18 protein-coding genes are annotated in these 16,402 nt (G+C 71.4%); 9 read left to right on the forward strand and 9 right to left on the reverse strand.

What is annotated here, in order from left to right; genetic code table 11:
• The first annotated feature begins 24 nt into the window (after positions 1-24).
• Both OWR29_RS09595 and OWR29_RS09600 read left to right on the forward strand, forming a co-directional pair.
• Positions 25-573: a hypothetical protein gene (locus OWR29_RS09595; RefSeq protein WP_267562225.1), complete on the forward strand. Its 549-nt coding sequence runs from the start codon at positions 25-27 to the stop codon at positions 571-573.
• Positions 574-581: 8 nt separating this feature from the next.
• Complete coding sequence (locus OWR29_RS09600; RefSeq protein WP_267562226.1) at positions 582-1,097, forward strand: hypothetical protein; 516 nt, start codon at positions 582-584, stop codon at positions 1,095-1,097.
• A 25-nt stretch (positions 1,098-1,122) separates the two neighbouring features.
• Here the strand turns inward: OWR29_RS09600 and OWR29_RS09605 are convergent, their stop codons facing one another.
• The 3 genes from OWR29_RS09605 to OWR29_RS09615 are packed head-to-tail and all read right to left on the reverse strand — an operon-like array spanning position 1,123 to position 4,036.
• Positions 1,123-2,301: an ABC transporter permease gene (locus OWR29_RS09605; RefSeq protein WP_267562227.1), complete on the reverse strand. Its 1,179-nt coding sequence runs from the start codon at positions 2,299-2,301 to the stop codon at positions 1,123-1,125.
• On the reverse strand, positions 2,298-2,942 hold the full coding sequence (locus tag OWR29_RS09610) for an ABC transporter ATP-binding protein (RefSeq protein WP_267562602.1): 645 nt from the start codon (positions 2,940-2,942) through the stop codon (positions 2,298-2,300). Before OWR29_RS09610 ends, OWR29_RS09605 begins: the two co-directional genes overlap by 4 nt.
• 41 nt (positions 2,943-2,983) lie before the next feature.
• A complete protein-coding gene (locus OWR29_RS09615) occupies positions 2,984-4,036 on the reverse strand; it encodes an efflux RND transporter periplasmic adaptor subunit (protein WP_267562228.1) in 1,053 nt (350 codons plus the stop codon).
• 92 nt (positions 4,037-4,128) lie between these two features.
• On the opposite strand from OWR29_RS09615, the gene OWR29_RS09620 reads away from it, so the two are divergent.
• The gene (locus OWR29_RS09620) at positions 4,129-4,818 is read left to right on the forward strand and encodes a response regulator transcription factor (protein ID WP_267562229.1); all 690 of its coding nucleotides are present in this window, start codon (positions 4,129-4,131) and stop codon (positions 4,816-4,818) included.
• Positions 4,815-6,608, forward strand: a complete 1,794-nt coding sequence (locus OWR29_RS09625; protein WP_267562230.1) for a sensor histidine kinase — start codon at positions 4,815-4,817, stop codon at positions 6,606-6,608. Before OWR29_RS09620 ends, OWR29_RS09625 begins: the two co-directional genes overlap by 4 nt.
• On the opposite strand, the gene OWR29_RS09630 is transcribed toward OWR29_RS09625, so the two are convergent.
• A complete protein-coding gene (locus OWR29_RS09630) occupies positions 6,589-7,368 on the reverse strand; it encodes an inositol monophosphatase family protein (RefSeq protein WP_267562231.1) in 780 nt (259 codons plus the stop codon). The two genes, OWR29_RS09625 and OWR29_RS09630, sit on opposite strands and share 20 nt — an antisense overlap.
• A gap of 55 nt (positions 7,369-7,423) precedes the next feature.
• Between OWR29_RS09630 and OWR29_RS09635 the strand changes: the two genes are divergently transcribed.
• Positions 7,424-7,735, forward strand: coding sequence for a hypothetical protein (locus OWR29_RS09635; protein ID WP_267562232.1), 312 nt, complete (start codon positions 7,424-7,426; stop codon positions 7,733-7,735).
• Entirely contained in the window at positions 7,735-8,145 is a 411-nt protein-coding gene (locus OWR29_RS09640; RefSeq protein WP_267562233.1) for a MerR family transcriptional regulator, read from the forward strand. The genes OWR29_RS09635 and OWR29_RS09640 overlap by 1 nt, the downstream gene beginning before the upstream one ends.
• 32 nt (positions 8,146-8,177) lie before the next feature.
• On the opposite strand, the gene OWR29_RS09645 is transcribed toward OWR29_RS09640, so the two are convergent.
• Positions 8,178-8,957: a COG4315 family predicted lipoprotein gene (locus OWR29_RS09645; RefSeq protein WP_267562234.1), complete on the reverse strand. Its 780-nt coding sequence runs from the start codon at positions 8,955-8,957 to the stop codon at positions 8,178-8,180.
• Positions 8,958-9,172: 215 nt separating this feature from the next.
• Between OWR29_RS09645 and OWR29_RS09650 the strand changes: the two genes are divergently transcribed.
• On the forward strand, positions 9,173-9,706 hold the full coding sequence (locus OWR29_RS09650) for a sigma-70 family RNA polymerase sigma factor (protein ID WP_267562236.1): 534 nt from the start codon (positions 9,173-9,175) through the stop codon (positions 9,704-9,706).
• On the forward strand, positions 9,703-10,416 hold the full coding sequence (locus tag OWR29_RS09655; RefSeq protein ID WP_267562237.1) for an anti-sigma factor family protein: 714 nt from the start codon (positions 9,703-9,705) through the stop codon (positions 10,414-10,416). Before OWR29_RS09650 ends, OWR29_RS09655 begins: the two co-directional genes overlap by 4 nt.
• On the opposite strand, the gene OWR29_RS09660 is transcribed toward OWR29_RS09655, so the two are convergent.
• From OWR29_RS09660 to OWR29_RS09670, 3 genes are all read right to left on the reverse strand, one after another.
• Positions 10,400-11,017, reverse strand: coding sequence for an NADPH-dependent F420 reductase (locus OWR29_RS09660; RefSeq protein ID WP_267562238.1), 618 nt, complete (start codon positions 11,015-11,017; stop codon positions 10,400-10,402). The genes OWR29_RS09655 and OWR29_RS09660 overlap by 17 nt on opposite strands.
• A gap of 80 nt (positions 11,018-11,097) precedes the next feature.
• Positions 11,098-12,456, reverse strand: a complete 1,359-nt coding sequence (locus OWR29_RS09665; protein WP_267562239.1) for a pectate lyase family protein — start codon at positions 12,454-12,456, stop codon at positions 11,098-11,100.
• 592 nt (positions 12,457-13,048) lie between these two features.
• Complete coding sequence (locus OWR29_RS09670) at positions 13,049-14,155, reverse strand: pectinesterase family protein (RefSeq protein ID WP_267562240.1); 1,107 nt, start codon at positions 14,153-14,155, stop codon at positions 13,049-13,051.
• Positions 14,156-14,247: 92 nt separating this feature from the next.
• Here OWR29_RS09670 and OWR29_RS09675 point away from each other — a divergent pair, with 92 nt between their 5' ends.
• Positions 14,248-15,273, forward strand: a complete 1,026-nt coding sequence (locus OWR29_RS09675; RefSeq protein WP_267562241.1) for a DUF402 domain-containing protein — start codon at positions 14,248-14,250, stop codon at positions 15,271-15,273.
• Between the two features lie 10 nt (positions 15,274-15,283).
• On the opposite strand, the gene OWR29_RS09680 is transcribed toward OWR29_RS09675, so the two are convergent.
• Positions 15,284-16,288, reverse strand: a complete 1,005-nt coding sequence (locus OWR29_RS09680) for a LacI family DNA-binding transcriptional regulator (protein WP_267562242.1) — start codon at positions 16,286-16,288, stop codon at positions 15,284-15,286.
• Positions 16,289-16,402 lie beyond the last annotated feature (114 nt).

Here is a 16,402-nt window from a genome sequence, read left to right on the forward strand (position 1 = left end):
CCGGGCGAGAAGTGAGGATCGTCCATGCGCAGACACCTGTTACTGGCGAGCGCCATCGCGCTGGTGGCGTTGCCCGGCTGCGGGGCAGAGCCGAAAGACCAGAGTGCCAAGGTGGCCACGCTTGTGAGCCCGGCCGCCGCCGAGGCGTCGGCGTCGGCCCCGCCGCAGCGGCCGCGGGAACGGCTCGACACCACGCCGGAAGAGTTCGAGGCGATGCTCAAGCCGTACAACAAGTGCATGAAGGAGCACGGCGGCTATGTGAAAGGCGAGGGCAGCGGGGTCCGGGCCGCCACCAAGGCCGAGTCGGACAAGGCCGAGGCGGCCAACCGGATCTGCGAGCCGCAGTTCATGCCGCTCCCGCCGTGGGAGAAGGACCCGGCCAACCCCGAGTCCCGCGACTTCGCCCGGGATGTCGTGGCCTGCCTGAAGGACAAGGGCGTCAAGTACGTCGCGGTCGCCGACGACGGCATCAGCATCGCGCTCGGCGGCGACCAGAACGACTCCCGCTCGATCCGGATGGGCATGGAACTGGCGCCGGAGTGCGAGCGCCAGGTCGCCGCCCGGACCAAGTAGGGGCGACCATGCGCAGACACGTTGTCGTGCTGGCGATCGCCCTGACCGCGTTGTCGGCCTGTGGCAGCCAGCCGGAGCAGCAGGCCGAGGCTCCGAAGGTGGCCACGCTGAGCAGCCAGGCGCCATCCGCGAAGCCGGAGCGGCCGCGGGAACGGCTCGACACCACGCCCGAGGAGTTCGAGGCCATGCTCAAGCCGTACTACGAGTGCATGGACGAGAAGGGCGTGCTCGCCGTCCGGGTGGCTACCAACGGCCGCAAGAAGGCCATGACGGCCGATGAGATCGCCAAGGGAGAGGCGGCCGACCGGATCTGCGAGCCGCTCTACTACCCGCTGCCGCCGTGGGAGAAGGATCCGGCCAACCCCGAGGCCCGCGACTTCGCCCGCGCGGTCGTGAAGTGCCTCGAGGGCCAGGGAATCGACGCCGGCGTCGAGCCGGACGGGCTGACGGTCTCGTTCGGCCGGGACGTCCGCAAGGGCCTCGACAAGCTGCCGGAGTGCGAGCGCGAGGCCGCCGCCAAGTAGCGGAGAGCGCGGCGGCCGTCTCGGCTCAGACGGTCGCCAGCGCCTGCGTCGGGGGCAGGCGGGCCGCTCGTACGCAGGGATACACGCCCGCGAGAACGCCGATGACCACGGCGCCGGCCACCCCGGCCACGGCTGCCTCGGCCGGGACGACCAGCGGCCAGCCCTGCCAGCGGGCGTAACCGGCCGTGGCCAGCAGGCCCAATGACGTACCACCCAGACCGCCGATCGTGGCCAGCAGCACCGACTCGGTGAGGAACTGGCCGCGGATCTGCCCCCGGGTGGCGCCCAGCGCCCGCCGCAGCCCGATCTCCGAGCGCCGTTCCAGCACCGACACCACCATGGTGTTGGCCACCCCGATGCCGCCGACGACCAGCGCCACCCCGGCCAGGGCCAGGAACAGCACCGAGAAGCTGCTCTCGGTGGCCCGTTTGGCCGCCAGCGCGTCGGAGGGCCGGGTGACGACCACCGCCCCCGGCCGCTCCGGCGAGACCGTCTCGGCCAGGACCGCCCGCACCGCCTCGATCTGCGGCTCGTCGCACTGCACATAGAGGACGGTCGGGCTGCCGTCGAAGCCGAGCTGCGCCTTGGCGGCCGGCCAGCCGACCAGCACCGAGCGGTCGATGTCGGGGGAGAGCGGCGTGGTGGCCAGGATGCCGACGACGGTGAACTTGCGGTCGGCGATCACCACCTGCGGTGTGGGCCGGCCCGCGACCAGGTCGGTCAGGCCGAGCCGGGTGGCGGCGACCGACCCGAGCACCACGGCCGGGTAGCGCTCGGTGGCCGGGGTCAGCCAGCGGCCCGCCCGGATGTGGGCGTCGATGGTGGGCAGCAGGTCGAGGCGGCTGGCCAGCACGGTCAGGCCGAGGCCGTCGTCCGGGTCGGTGCGATCGTTACGGCGTACGAGGGTGTGGGTGTTGGCGACCGCGCTGGCCGCCGTGACCGGGCCGATCCGGCGCACCATCTCGACCGCCGGCTCCGGCAGCCGGGCCGGCGGGTCGACGTCGGGCCGGGCCACCGCCTGCAGCGCGTTGGTGCCGAGCGCGTCCAGTTCTTCCACCAGCGCCGCCTGGCTGGACGCCGGGATGCCGGTCACCACCAGCATGGTGGCGATTCCGATGGCGATGCCCAGCCCCGACAGGGCGGCCCGGGCCGGCCGGGTCCGCAGCCCGATCAGGCCCAGGCCGAGCAGGTCGAGCGGCTTCATGCGCGCACCTCGTCGCGGACGATCCGCCCGTCGCGGATCTCGATCCGCCGGGGCAGCGCGGCCGCGATGTCCCGGTCGTGGGTGATCAGCGCGATGGTCGTGCCCTCCTCGTTGAGACGGCGCAGCAGGTCGAGGACCGTCCGCCCGGTGGCGGTGTCGAGGGCGCCCGTGGGTTCGTCGGCCAGCACGAGCGAGGGCCGGTTGACCAGGGCGCGGGCGATCGCGACGCGCTGCCGTTCGCCGCCCGAGAGCTGCTGCGGGCGGTGCGAGGCGCGATGGGCCAGGCCGACCCGGTCGAGCGCGTGCTCGGCGCGTTCCCGGCGCCGGCGGCGCGGCACCCCGGCGTACAGAAGGCCGGTTGAGACGTTCTCGGCCGCGGTGAGCCCGTCGGCCAGGTGGAACTGCTGGAAGACGAAGCCGATCTCGCGGGCCCGCAGCGCCGACAGGTGCCGGTCGCGCAGCGTGGCGATGTCCCGGCCCGAGATCAGCACGGTGCCGGTGGTGGGCCGGTCGAGCGTGCCGATGATGTTGAGCAGCGTCGACTTGCCCGATCCGGACGGGCCGACGATGGCCACCAGCTCGCCCGCGGCCACGTCGAGGCTCACGCCGGCCAGCGCGGTCACGCCGCCCGGATACACCATGCCGGCATTTCGCACGGAAAGGACGGGGAGGGCGGGCGCGGTCACGAGGCCACCACCACGTCCATGTCCTCGGTCAGACCCTCGCCGGTCACCTGCACCCACCCGTCGGCGAACATGCCGGCCTTGACCTGGATCAAACCCTGAGGTCCCTGTACGGCGTACCCGCCCTCGCTCAGCGCCACGAGCGCCTCGATCGGCACCGCCAGGACCTTTTTCGCCGTACGCCCGGGGAAGTTGACCTTGACTTCGGCCGAATCCAGCTTCGCGATGGCGGCAGGCTTGTCGACCGCCACGGACACGACCAGCCGCGGGGTGTCGCCCTCATCCGCCGCGAGATCGCGGCCCACGGCGCTCACCCGGGCCGGAATTGTACGATCGTCGGGCAGTACGACCGTCACCCGAGAACCCCGTGCCAGCTTCGCCGCGTCGCTCAGCTCGGCGGCCACCGTGATCACCTTCCGGGTCGAGGTGACGGTCATCAGGTCCGCCTCGGCGGCCGCGCCGGGCTGCACGGTCAGCGACTCCACCCGTACGGCCCCGGTCCGGACCACGACGTCACCCACCGCGACCGTTCCCGTTACCGGCCGACCCAGGTCCCGCTGCCAGCGCTTGACCGCGCCGACCAGCTCCGGGGTCAGCACGCTCTCGCCGGCCGGCGTCTTCGCGGGCCGCCGCCCGACCCGGTAACCCAGCGCCCGCAGGTTGTCGGCGACGATCCGCACGTCCCGGCCCGACATCAGCGGCGTGGCGATCGGCCGGTAGAGCGGCATCCCGCCGTAGAACAGCACCACCGGCGCGTCGTCGGCCCGGAACAGCTGGCGGCCGCGTTTCACCGTCGCGCCCACGGCCGGCAGCCAGGTCACCGTGCCCGTCGCGCGCCCGGCGAGCGGACGGGCCGAGCCGTACCCGATGCGCCCGGTCAGCGACGTCGTGGTGGACAGATCGCGGCGTTCGAGCTTCACGGTGGCGACCTGAGCGACCGGTTCGGCCGCCGGAGCCGGATCGAGCGCCCGGTCGCGGGTCAGGGCGAAGGCCGTCGCGGCGCCGGCCAGGACGACCACGAGCGTGACGACCGTTGCAGTTTTGCGGAGCATGGTTGAGCAGCGTGTCCGGCGATCGTCAGGAACCTGTCAGATACCGCCTGATCTTGGTCCGGCCCTTTCCCGGGCGACCTATCATCGCCGCCATGTGCGCGAAGGTGCTGGTCGCCGAGGACGATCCCCGGCAGGCCGAGGTCGTGCGGCGCTACCTGGCCGCGGCGGGACACGAGACGCTGGTCGTGCACGACGGCCGGGCCGCGCTCGACGAGGCCCGCCGCTGGCAGCCCGGCCTGCTGGTGCTCGACGTGATGATGCCGGGCCTGGACGGGCTGCGCGTGTGCCGCACCCTGCGCGAGGAGTCGGACGTGCTGGTGCTGATGCTGACCGCCCGGGCCACCGAGGACGACCTGCTGCTCGGGCTGGAGCTCGGCGCCGACGACTACCTGACCAAGCCGTACAGCCCGCGCGAGCTGATGGCCCGGGTGCGGACGCTGCTGCGGCGCGCGCCGTCCGGGCCGGACGAGCCCGGGCCGCGGCGGATCGGGCGGCTGGCCGTCGACCTGGCCCGCCACCACGTGAGCGTCGACGGCGAACCGGTCGAGTGCACGCGGGGCGAGTTCGCGATCCTGGCCGCCATGGCCGACCAGCCGGAACGGGTATTCACCCGGGCCCAGCTGCTGCACCACACCCGCGGCATCGACCGCAGCTCGACCGAGCGCACCATCGACATGCACGTGCTCAACTTGCGCCGCAAGATCGAGACGGACCCGCAGCGGCCCGCGCAGCTGGTCACGGTGTACGGGGTCGGCTACAAGCTGTCCGCCGGTACGCCGTGAGGGCGGCCCGGGTGCCGCTGCGGCACAGCCTGGTGACCCGGCTGCTGGTCACCTCGGTGCTGATCGCGGTGGCGGCCATCGCGGCCACGGCCTGGCTGGCCACCCGGACGGCCACCCGCGCCATCACCCAGGAGCAGGGACGGTCGCTGACCGAGGAGAAGGGCGTCTACGACCTGCTGGTGGGCTACGCGGCCACGCACGCCAAGTGGTCCGGGGCGCAGAAGCTGATCGACGAGCGCGCGGCCAAGCTGGGCCGCCGGATCACCTTGACGACGGCCGACCGGACCGTGATCGCCGACTCGGGCGGCGGACTCTCCCTGCGTACGGCCCGGCCTTCGGCCCTGGTCGACCCGCTCAACCTGGACCTCGGCCTGGTCGGGGGCGACGACCACATCGACGCCCGCGCGGCCGGTCCGTTCCGCGTGCCGGCGGCCGAGCGACCGCAACTGCAGAAGGCGGCGGCCGATGCCATGGGGTGCCTGCGCAAGACCGGCGTACCGGGAACGCTCGAGCAGCTGCCGAACGGCCGGCCGACGATCACCCTCGCCTCGGCCGACCCCGACGCCGCAGGGTGCGTCTCCCGGCTGCGCGACCTGGCGACCACCAGCGAGGCGAAGGCGCTGCGCACGCTGGGCCAGTCGGCCGCGCGCTGCCTCGGCATGGGGGCCGGCCTCACGGTCTATCTCAGCCCCGACTTCTCGCCGACGCTCATGAAGACCGGGATCGACGACGGGAGCCTGCAGCGCGACATCGTCCCCGCCGAGCTGCTGTTCCGGCCGGCCAACGGGGCCGGCGCGACCCGCGTCCGCGAGTGCGTCGACAAGTCGCGCCGGACCATGCTGCGCAAGTACGTGTCCCCGCCCGCCCTGCTTTTCGTCACCGACCCCGGCACGGGCGCCGACCGGACCCGCTTCACGCTCTCCCGCGCCAACACGACCCGGATCGTGGCCACGACGGGCGCCGTGCTGCTGGTCACCATCGTCGTCACGGTGCTGGTCGGCCGCCGGCTGGTCCGTCCCCTGCGCGCTCTCACGGTGGCGGCCGAGGCACACACCCCGGCCCCGGTTTCGCGCCAGGACGAGATCGGGTTGCTGGCCCGAGCGTTGAACGACTCGGCCGTACGCCGGGAAAGAGCCGAAACGCAGCGGCGGGCCATGGTCAGCGACGTCGCGCACGAGCTGCGCACCCCGCTCACGAACATCCGCAGCTGGCTGGAGGCGGCCCAGGACGACCTGGCCCCCACCGACGGCCAGCTGCTCGCGCTGCTGCACGAGGAGGCGGTGCAGCTGCAGCACATCATCGACGACCTGAGCGACCTGGCTGCGGCCGACGCCGGCACCCTGCGCGTGCACCCGTCGCCGGTTGTCGTCCGTGACCTGCTGGCCCAGGTGGCGGACGCGCACCGGGCCGCGGCCGACAATTCCGGCGTACGGCTGGAAACCGCGACCGAGGGCGACCCGGTGCTCACGGCCGACCCCGTCCGCCTGCGCCAGCTGCTGGGCAACCTGGTCTCCAACGCGATCCGCTACACCCCCACCGGCGGCACGGTGACCGTGACGGCCGCCGGCCCCACCATCACCGTCCGCGACACCGGCATCGGCATCGCCCCCGACCACCTACCGAAGATCTTCGACCGCTTCTGGCGCGCCGACACCTCCCGAAGCCGAGCCACCGGCGGCAGCGGTCTCGGCCTCCCCATAGCCCGCAAGATCGCCGAGGCCCACGGCGGCGCCCTGACCGCCGAAAGCACCCCCGGCGCCGGCACGACCTTTACCCTTCGCCTGCCCTGATCAGCTTCGAGAGCTCCGGCCACAGGTCGGGGGCGGCGCCGATGGTGAGCTCGGTGGTGAAGTCGTCGCCGCGGCCGCCGAGGACCACGCCGGCCTCGCGGGCGATCAGGGCGCCGGCGGCGATGTCCCACAGGTTCGTGTCGAGGGCCAGGCCGCCGTCCAACCGGCTCGCGGCCAGGTAGACCAAGTTCAGCGCGGCCGGCAGGCGCCGGATGTCGCCGCAGACCGGCAGCAGCTCGCGGACGACCTTGCCCGCTCGCTCCTTGGTGGCCGGGTTGGGCTGGAAGCTGACGCCGACCAGCGCCTTGTCCAGGGTCGGGCCGCCGGTGACGGTGAGCCGCTCGCCGTTGAGGAAGGCGCCGCCGCCGGCGATCGCGCTGAACGTTTCGCCGGCCACCGGCTCGTGCACCACGGCCACGCGGGGGTCGTCGCCCTCGTAGAGCGCGATGCAGACCGACCACGGTCCCGTACGGCTGATGTAGTTGCGCGTGCCGTCGAGGGGGTCGATCACCCAGCTCCAGCCGCTCGTGCCGGGGCGGCCGTGGCCCTCCTCGGCCTGCATGGCGTCGTCGGGCCAGGCCGCGTGGATCGCCTCGACGATGAGCTTTTCGCTGGCGATGTCGACGTCCGAGACGACGTCGTTGGCGTGGGCCTTGGGCGCGCCGACGCGCAGGGTCTCGCGTCGTTCGATTTGCAGCCGGCCGGCCCGTACCGCCAGGTCGGCCGCGAGGTCGCGCGCGGCCGCAAGATCTCGATCCATCCGGCCACGGTATCGGGTTGCATCCGGTACCCAGGTACAGGCTTACCGTGAAGCCATGTCGTTCATCGCCCCTGACGCCTGCACCCTGCCCACGGCGGAGCAGCCACTCCGCGTGGCCGAGTTCGACGCCTTGTTCGCCACCGCCCTGCGCGGCGTCGAGCAGCCGGAGCCCACTCGCGCCCGCTTCCTGTTCACCGACGAGCCCGGGCTGGCTCACACCGTACGCAATTTGACCGCTCGCGAAGCCGAATGCTGCTCCTTCTTCGCGTTCACGATCACCGAAGATCCTCTGCTTCTCGAGGTCGAAGTTCCTTCCCGGTACGCCGATGTGCTCGCCGCCCTCGTCGGGCGCGCCCGGGTCGCGTAGTGGACGGGCTGCGCACCGGGGAGGTCGCCGAGCAGGCCGGCGTCAACATCCAGACGCTGCGCTACTACGAGCGGCGCGGCCTGCTCGCCGAACCGGGGCGCTCGAACGGCGGCCACCGGCTCTATCCGCCCGGCACCGTGACCCGGCTGCAGCGCATCAAGGCGGCGCAGCGCCTCGGGTTCACCCTCGACGAGGTGGCCGAGCTGCTGAACGCCGGCCGAGGCGGGCACCCGACACCCGACCTGCGCCAACGCGCCGTCGACAAGATCGCCGAGATCGACCGCAAGATGGCCGGCCTGACCGCCATCCGTGCCACGCTGACCGAGGTCATGGCGGCCCACTGCGAAAGCCTGATCGACTGCACCTGCGCGATGGCCGGCGCAGGCAAAAACGCGCCCGGCGGTCGGTGAACCGCCGGGCGCGCCCCCGATGTGCGTAAGGCTTACTTGGTGCCGAGCGGTCCCGGCGTCGCCGCGGTCTTGCCGCCGTCCGGCTTGATCGCGAACCACTTGCCGTTCAGGCCCTGACCGTTGATGTCGCCCGCCTCGGCGTCAGCGACGAAGTAGTAGACCGGCCAGCCGTTGATGGTCACCTGGCAGTGGCCGTCGGCGCGCTCGACGTACCCGACGATCTTGGGGTCGATGCCGTCGGGGAAGATCTTGCCGGGGGACTTGATGAGCAGCGGCGGCCAGGCGGTGGCGCAGTCGCCGTTGCAGACCGACTTCGGCGGCTTGTTCGAGTCGTTGTCGAAGCGGTAGAGCGTACGGCCGGCGCCGTCGGTCACGTACGTGCCGATCTGCTCGTTCTCGGTGGCGTTGAGCTCGACCGTCTTGCTGCCCGTCAGGCGCGACTTGGGCGGGGTGATGTCCTGCTGGGACGGTCCACTGAAGATTTTCACCCAGCGCTGCTTCTTGGCCACCGTGGGGGAGGCGGCCGGTGCGGGCGCGGCCTGCTCCTCTTCCTGAACCTCGGCGGCCGGCGGGTCGGTGGCCGGCGGCTCGGTGGCCGGCGGCTCGTCGGCCGGCGGCTCGTCGGCGCCGGAGAGTTCGGGCAGCTCGCCCGGGCCCTGCGGGTTGAGCGGGGCGGCCGACTGCTGGACGGCCACCGGCACCGGCAGGTCGGCCGCGGAATCGGTCGATGCGGCCTGGCTGCCGCAGGCGCTGAGGCCGGCCAGACCGGCCAGCATGGTCGCGACGTAGATCGTCCGGCTGCGCTTGATCATTGCTGGCTCCATCTCGGCCCGTCCGAAGGGGATAGCCTCCACACGCCCGGCCCCCGGCGACGGTTCAACCGGATGTGCCACTTTCTCGAAAATCTTGATCCGCGCAGGCCAAGGGGCACGTATTCCCGGTAGCCGCAGCACAGTACTTTCATCGATGTCGTCATACGCCTGCAGAGCAGACGGCACGGGGAAGAGTGCCGCGGGGAGAGAGACGGATGCCGTCGAGCAGACAGAGACCGCACCGGGAGGTGGCCGATGAGGCACTGGTCAGATCGTTGTTCCAGGAACACGGACGGGCCATGCTCGCGTACGCCACGCAGCTGACCCGCGACCGCGCCGCCGCCGAGGACGTGGTGCAGGAGGCGCTGGTCCGCGCCTGGCGGCACCCCGACAGCCTGAACAACGGCAAGGGGTCCGTACGGGGCTGGCTGCTCACGGTCTGCCGCAACATCGTCCTCGACCAGATCCGGGCCCGGAACCGGCGCCCGCCCGAGGTGGCCGAGAGCCCGCCCGACGCGGCCGTCGAGCAGGACCACTCCGACCGCGTGGTCACGTCGATGGTCGTCGTCGATGCGCTCAGCCGGCTCTCCGCCGAGCACCGTGAAGTGCTCGAACAGGTCTATCTGAAAGGCAACACGGTGGCCGAGGCGGCCGAGGCGCTCGGCATCCCGCCGGGCACCGTGAAATCGCGGTCCTTCTATGCGTTGCGGGCCTTGCGCGAGGCCGGCACGGAACGGTTGGCATCATGAGTACGCCGGAGAGCGCGAACCCGACCAACGACCACGTCGACCTGGCCGGCTACCTGCTGGAAATGCTTTCCGAAGAGGAGAAGTCCCGGGCCGACGAGCACCTGGCGGGCTGCGCCGAATGCCGGGCCGAGCGGGATTCGCTGCGCCAGTGGTCCGACCAGCTGGGCGGGGTCCCCGACGAGATGCTGCTCGACGGGCCGCCCGACGACGCCGACCTGCTGCTGCAGCGCACGCTGCGCCAGGTGCGGCGCGAGTCGTCCGGCCGCCGTTACCGGCGGATGGCCGCGGTCACGTCGATCGCCGCCGCGGCCGTCGCGGTCGCCATCGGCGGGGGAGTGCTGGTGGGGCGGGGCACGGCGCCTGCATCGGACCCGGTCGCCCAGCCCTCGATCTCTGTGCCCGCGGGCGCCCAGATCGCGTCCGGCACCGACGCCACCACCGGCGCGCGGATGCAGGTGGCGCTGACGCCGGCCGCCGGGTGGGTGCGGGTGACGGCGACCGTCGGCGGCATCCCGGCCGGCGAGAAATGCGTCCTCGAAGTCGTGGGCAAGGACGGGTCGACGGCCTTCGCCGGCAGTTGGCTGGTCTCGCCGGCGGGTGAGGCGGGCGGCACGACACTCAACGGCAGCGCTTTGATCGACCCCGACCAGGTTCAGTCCGTACGCGTGGTAAACACCAGTGGGAAGGCGTTCGTCACGGTCGAAGTGTGAGCGCTTCCGCGAGCACGTCCTTGGCGTGGAAGACGTCGACCTCGTTCTGCTGCAGCGGGCCGCCCGGCTCGACCAGGCGCGCGGCCTCGGCCCCGCCGGCGTAGTAGGGCGCGAAACCCATGTCGCGGATGATCGTGGCCGCGGCCTCGCGGGCGTCACGCAGGTCGGTGCAGACGAACTCGGCCAGCAGCGGGTCGTGGCCGCGGCGGCGCTGCAGCACGTTGGCCGGCAGCGTGTTCAGCGCCTTGGCCCAGTGCGCCTTCGGGGCGAGCTGCATCAGCGACTCGAACCCGCTGGCCGCCCCGGCCGACAGCGGCCCGGTCGGGTTGGTGGCGTCGATGACGATCTTGCCGTCGAGGGTGGCGCCGGCCAGCTCGATCGCCTCGGGAGCCGACTCCCAGTTCGGCGCGAACAGCACCACGTCGGCGAAGTCGACCGCCGCCGGCACGGGCAGCGCGGTGCCGTGCCCGCCGAGGTGGGTGACCACGTTGCCCAGCCGCTCCGGGTGCCGCGAGGTGACGGCCACGTCGTGACCGCCCTCGACACACCACTCGGCGAGGGTTGCGCCGAGCTGACCTGCCCCGATGACGCCGATGTGCATAGCGACAGCGTGCCTGCTGACACCATCTTCCGAGTGGAGAACCGCCAATTTGCCGCGCTTTTCGGGGGCCTTGCGTCGATTCAGCGGAGGATGCGGCGAATCCCGGCTCCCGCGGCGACCACAACCGGCACCGCGATCGTGGGGTGCACCTGGGTCCGCAGAGTAGGCGTCCAACCCGCGTCCGGCGCCAGATCGGGGTCGTGCGCGGCGTTGTACTCCGCGACCAGGTCGACCGGGCGCGGCACCCGCCCCGAGACCTGCACCAGCGACCCGATCGCCGTGATCCGGGTGCCTTTCCAGTACGCGATCACGTCCGACGCGGGCACGTCGGCGCTCAACCGGAAGTAGTTGTTCTCGGCGTAGATGCTCGACTCGACGCCCACACCGAGCAAGTAGATGTACGTGTCCTCGTCGGTCGCCACGTACAGGTTGTTGTAGACGTCGACCTGCCCGAACCGCACCCGCGGCGCCCGCTGACCGACGTTGCCGAACCGGTTGTGGTGCACGGTCACGCGCAGCTTGCCCACGTCGACGCCCGGGGTGTCGGTCGAGCCGATCAGCATGGTCTTGTCATGGTCGTAGTAGTCGTTCCACGACACGGTGATCAGGTCGGAGCCCCGGATGAAGTCGGTCGCGCCGTCGTGCACCTGGTAGGGCCGGCCGAAATAGAGCGGTTGGCTCGCGTCGTGGTTGTTGCCGTCGCTGAAGGTGTTGTGGTCGAGCCACACGTTGGTCGCGCCGCTGAGCGACACCAGATCGTAGAGCGAGTTCCAGTTGCCGGCCGACCCGTCCGTCGGGTCCCACGCCGGGAAGCAGTCCGCGGCGTCGGTGACTTCGACATTTCGTACGATCACATTGCTCACATTTGTGAGGACGAGGCTGCCGTGATCGAGCCGCCCGCCGTCGATCCCGACGATCGTCGTATTGCTCCCGACGACCACCCGCACCTGGTCACCCTGATTACGCGCGGACCGCACACGAGCGTCCTCGAGCGGCCCACTTGGCTTCGCGGCGCGACCCCAGACCGCCGGGTCGTACGCCGCAAGAAACGCATCCAGCGAGTACTCCGGATCGGCGAAGTCCGCACAGCTCAGCCCTTCCCGCAGATCAATCCGCCCTCTGACGAACACAATCTTCGGCGCGTCCCCCGCCACAGCCGCAACGAGCTCATCCCGACTGCCCGCCACAAACACATGCGCGTCGTCGGCCGTGGAGCCGCCGGTCGTGCCCGACCCCCACCCGTCCCCATCAGCAATACCCTGCCGAGCCAGCCGCAGCGTCGCCGCCGACGGTCCCCCGCCCGCCGCCGGCAAGGCCGCAACGTTCGACCCGGCAGCAGCCTTCGGCGCGGCTTCAACCGGCGGAACCTCGGCGGCCGCCGGCGGCGCGAAGGCGATGAGCAGCGCGGCGGCGAGCCCCGCAACGGGAACGAGAGGCATGGCAGATCCTTCCGGCGGTCGATAGCACCGCTGTGACATGCGGGAAAGCGCTTGCCGCCACCGTCACACGCCCGTCGACCGCCGTCAATGGAACGGACAACGCAGGAAATTTGCAGCCCGCGAGCGTGCCCCGGGCCGCCGTCCACAACCTCGCGGCAGCCCCCAACCAGCCGACGGGCACGCCGGCGAGGCCACGCGACTCCGGGCAACACACGGTCGCCAGGCTGACAACTGATCGCTCAAGCGCGCACAGGTTGAGCGAACGTGCGCGCGTCGCTCAAGTTTGCGCGGTTTGAGCGAAGGTGTTCGCGTCGCTCAACTGTGTGCAGGTTGAGCTAACGTGCGCGCGTCGCTCAACTGTGTGCACGTTGAGCTAACGTGCGCGCGTCGCTCAACTGTGTGCACGTTGAGCTAACGTGCGCACGTCGCTCAACTGTGCGTGGGTTGAGCGAAGGTGTTCGCGTCGCTCGAGTTCGCGCGGTTTGAGCGAAGGTGTTCGCGTCGCTCGAGTTCGCGCGGTTTGAGCGGACGTGCGCGTTGTTCGGGCGCGCGTCTGGGGTCGCCGGCGGTTTTGGCGCGTTGGGTGATGCGGTCACAGGTGGCGGTCGGGGGACCAGTTGTCGGGGCCGCGCAGGAAAGCGGGGATCGTTTGGGTGCTGGCTTCTGTGGGGGTCAGCTGGGGGCGGTCGGGGGAGGCGATGGCGCCTGGGCCGTAGTTGCGGTATTCGGCGAAGCGGGCGTCGCGCCAGGGCCAGGTGCCGAAATCGCTCCATGGTGTGGGGCCGATGTGCGCGTCCATGCGCGAGTCGCGGATGACGGTTTGGCCGATGGCGTTCGGGTCCTGGCTGGGATGCCAGGGGCGGCCGAGGAAGACCGTTGCCGGTGGGGCGTCGGACGTGAACGTGCAACGCGCGAACAGGAAACCGTGCGGGTTGGTGATGTCGGTGCTCGGTGCTGTCACGTAGCCGTTCGGATTTGAGCCTCGGTTGAGCGAATGGACACGGCAGCGGTCGAAGACGGCGGTGGCCCGGCCGAAGATGAAGTCCACGTCGCCCTCGATGTAGCACTCGCGGAAGTAGGCCCGGGCGATCGTGGTGGCGGCGGCGCTGTTGGCGTAGAGCGTGTCCTGGTTTCCGAGGAACCGCACCCGCGAGAACGCCGCCCGGTCGCCGCGGGTCAGTACGGCGACGGCCTGGCGGTTGGTGATCTCGGGGTGAGCCGCCTCGTCGAACAGGTTGGCAAAAGTCAGGTTGTGGGCCCGGAAATCCGCGCCGTCCACAGTCACCGAAGCGCTGCCGGTGGTGCCCCACGTGCCGCCGGCCGGGTTGGGCGTCCCGTTGGCCCGGTCGTCGGCGATCACCACGTCGTGCGGCCGCCGTCCGAGCCCGACCAGGTTGATCGGCGGCCAGTCGGCGCCGATGACAACCCTTCCCATGTACGTGCCGGGTCGCACACCGATGACAAACGGCGATCCGCTTGCGACGGGTGCGGCATCCACCGCCTCCTGAATGCCGGCGAAGTCTCCGCTGCCGTCGCCCGCGACAATGACGTGGCACGCCGGGCCGGACGCGGCCAAGTCGCCGACCGCGGCGAGGTCGCCGCCGGTGGCGCTCGGGGCGGCCGAAGCGGCCCGCCCGGTGAGCGTCGTGGCCGCGGCGACCGCTCCTGTCGTGATCCCCAGAAATGTCCTCCGGCGCATGTCACCCTCCGTCAGATCTACGCTAGGTAAGGCCTTTCCTGCGGCACGTTAGGTGATGTCATCGAGATAGGTCAATGTCCTAGGCTGTCGGTATGGCGGGGGATCTGGTCGTCGACCTGCGCGGCCGGCGCATCGAGACGCTCGACGACTTCTGGGACGCGGTCGCCGTTCCGTGCGGCCTGCCTCCGTGGTTCGGCCGCAACCTCGACGCGTGGGCCGACACCCTCCAGGCCGGGGGAATCTCCGAGCTCATCGACGACCACGACGCCCTGATCATCCACGTCGACCGCCGCGGCTGGTTCAGCCGCGACAACCGCGAGCTCCACCTGCTCAAGACCACGTTCACCGGCCACCGATCCCGGCTCGTCATCCACGACCCGACCGGCGCGAAGGTCGTCCACGGCCCGACCGGCGGGGAGGTCGTCCATGGCTCGATCGGCGGAGAGATCACCGAAGGTCCGGCCGACATTGAGGTCGTCCAGGGCGCGGCCCGCGGCGAGGTCGTGCAAGGCCCGGTTGATGGCGAGGTCGTCGACGGCCCGGTCGGAGGCGAGGTCATGCACGGGCCGGTTGGCAGTGAGGACATCCCCGGCCCGGAGGACGTTGAGGTCATTCTCGACAAGTACACCGGGCGGCCGCACCGGAAGCAGATGATGCGGCGGCTGGGTCAGGATGAGCACGGCACCTGGCTTGTCGCGCCGGCTGGGACGGTGGTGCACTCGGTGGCGGCCGGCCGTGACTTTGTCACTCCGCATCTGACTGTGCGGCTTGTGCCAGTTGGGCAGTGGTGGAACGCCATCTTCTTTGCGCGGCCCAGCCCCTGGGACGTCTACTGCGACGTCGTCACGCCGCCCGCGTGGCCGGACCCCGGCACGGTGGTGATGACCGACCTTGACCTGGACGTGCAGCGCGCCCGCGACGGCCGGGTGGTCCTGCTGGATGAGGACGAATTCCAAGCGAACGCCGAAATGTACGCCTACCCCGCCGACCTGGTTACCCGGGCCCGGGCCACGGCCGAACACCTCACCGCCGCCCTCACCGCTCGCGCCGAACCCTTCGGCACGGCCTATCAGCACTGGCTGCGGGTCGCCGACGACGTTGTGGGCCGTCCCGCCTGACCGGAAGCGTTCAGGACGGCCGGGTGAGGGGCCAGGTGCTTTCGCGGCGGATCAGTTCGGCCGGGATGTGCTCGACGCGCGGGGCTGAATCGGCCGGCGGGGTCAGGGCCAGTTCCATGGCTCGCTCGCCCAGCTGGGTCAGGGGGAGGCGTACGGAAGTCAAGGCCGGAGTGACGTCGCGGGCTATCGGCATGTCGTCGAAGCCGACCACCGAAAGGTTGCGGCCGGCGCTGCGCATCGCGGCCAGGGCGCCTACGGCCATCGAGTCGTTGAGCGCGGCCACCGCGGTCAGGCCGGGATGTTCGGCCAGCAGCTTGGCCGTCGCGGCCTCGCCGCCGTCGCGGGTGAAGTCGGCGTGGACCACTTCGAGGCGCCGGCCGTGCGCTTCGGCCGCGCGGTGCAGGCCGGCCAGGCGGTCGGCCGTGGTGGTCAGGGCGGCCGGGCCGGCGACCACGCCGACCGCGGTGTGGCCCAGCTCGAACAGGTGGGCGCCGGCCAGGTAGCCGCCCTCTTCGTTGGCCGGCAGCACCGCGTCCGACGTGTGGGAGTGGCGGCCGATCACGGCTATGCGGCCGCCGGTGGTCTCGAAGGCGGTCATGCGGTCGTGCAGTTCGGTCTCGTCGTCCGACGACAGGTAGCCCGAACCGGCCACCACGATCGCGGCGACCTGGTGGGCGTGCAGCAGGTCGATGTATTCGAGTTCGCGGGCCGGCTCGCGGAACGTGTTGCAGATGATGACCAGCCGGCCGTGGGCCGTGGCGACACGTTGCAGGCCCCTGGTGATCTCGGCGAAGTACGGGTCGGAGACGTCGTGCACGAGCACGCCGACCGCGTTGCGGTTGGAGCGGGCCAGCATCTGGGCGTGCGCGTTGGGCACGTAGCGCAGCTCGGCCACCGCCGCCAGCACCCGGGCCCGCAGCTCGTCGGTCACCGGTTTCGAGCTGCCGTTGATGATCCGGGAGGCGGTCGCGGTGGACACCCCGGCCCGGCGGGCCACGTCCGCCAAGGTAGCCACGCCCACCCCCACCGAGATCCGAAGAAGCCGAGGATACCGCCGCCGGTCTTGCCCGCCCGGCGGCACGCCCCGTACGGTAACAGGAAAGCGCTTACCTCAACGCTTTCCACCCCC

Source organism: Paractinoplanes pyxinae, assembly GCF_026626335.1.
Classification (GTDB): domain Bacteria; phylum Actinomycetota; class Actinomycetes; order Mycobacteriales; family Micromonosporaceae; genus Actinoplanes; species Actinoplanes pyxinae.

Coding starts and splice junctions, on each gene's coding strand:
- OWR29_RS09595 (WP_267562225.1), top strand. CDS start 25: ATGCGCAGACACCTGTTACTGGCGAGCGCCATCGCGCTGGTGGCGTTG.
- OWR29_RS09600 (WP_267562226.1), top strand. CDS start 582: ATGCGCAGACACGTTGTCGTGCTGGCGATCGCCCTGACCGCGTTGTCG.
- OWR29_RS09605 (WP_267562227.1), bottom strand. CDS start 2,301: ATGAAGCCGCTCGACCTGCTCGGCCTGGGCCTGATCGGGCTGCGGACC.
- OWR29_RS09610 (WP_267562602.1), bottom strand. CDS start 2,942: ATGGTGTATCCGGGCGGCGTGACCGCGCTGGCCGGCGTGAGCCTCGAC.
- OWR29_RS09615 (WP_267562228.1), bottom strand. CDS start 4,036: ATGCTCCGCAAAACTGCAACGGTCGTCACGCTCGTGGTCGTCCTGGCC.
- OWR29_RS09620 (WP_267562229.1), top strand. CDS start 4,129: ATGTGCGCGAAGGTGCTGGTCGCCGAGGACGATCCCCGGCAGGCCGAG.
- OWR29_RS09630 (WP_267562231.1), bottom strand. CDS start 7,368: ATGGATCGAGATCTTGCGGCCGCGCGCGACCTCGCGGCCGACCTGGCG.
- OWR29_RS09635 (WP_267562232.1), top strand. CDS start 7,424: ATGTCGTTCATCGCCCCTGACGCCTGCACCCTGCCCACGGCGGAGCAG.
- OWR29_RS09645 (WP_267562234.1), bottom strand. CDS start 8,957: ATGATCAAGCGCAGCCGGACGATCTACGTCGCGACCATGCTGGCCGGT.
- OWR29_RS09650 (WP_267562236.1), top strand. CDS start 9,173: ATGCCGTCGAGCAGACAGAGACCGCACCGGGAGGTGGCCGATGAGGCA.
- OWR29_RS09655 (WP_267562237.1), top strand. CDS start 9,703: ATGAGTACGCCGGAGAGCGCGAACCCGACCAACGACCACGTCGACCTG.
- OWR29_RS09660 (WP_267562238.1), bottom strand. CDS start 11,017: ATGCACATCGGCGTCATCGGGGCAGGTCAGCTCGGCGCAACCCTCGCC.
- OWR29_RS09665 (WP_267562239.1), bottom strand. CDS start 12,456: ATGCCTCTCGTTCCCGTTGCGGGGCTCGCCGCCGCGCTGCTCATCGCC.
- OWR29_RS09670 (WP_267562240.1), bottom strand. CDS start 14,155: ATGCGCCGGAGGACATTTCTGGGGATCACGACAGGAGCGGTCGCCGCG.
- OWR29_RS09675 (WP_267562241.1), top strand. CDS start 14,248: ATGGCGGGGGATCTGGTCGTCGACCTGCGCGGCCGGCGCATCGAGACG.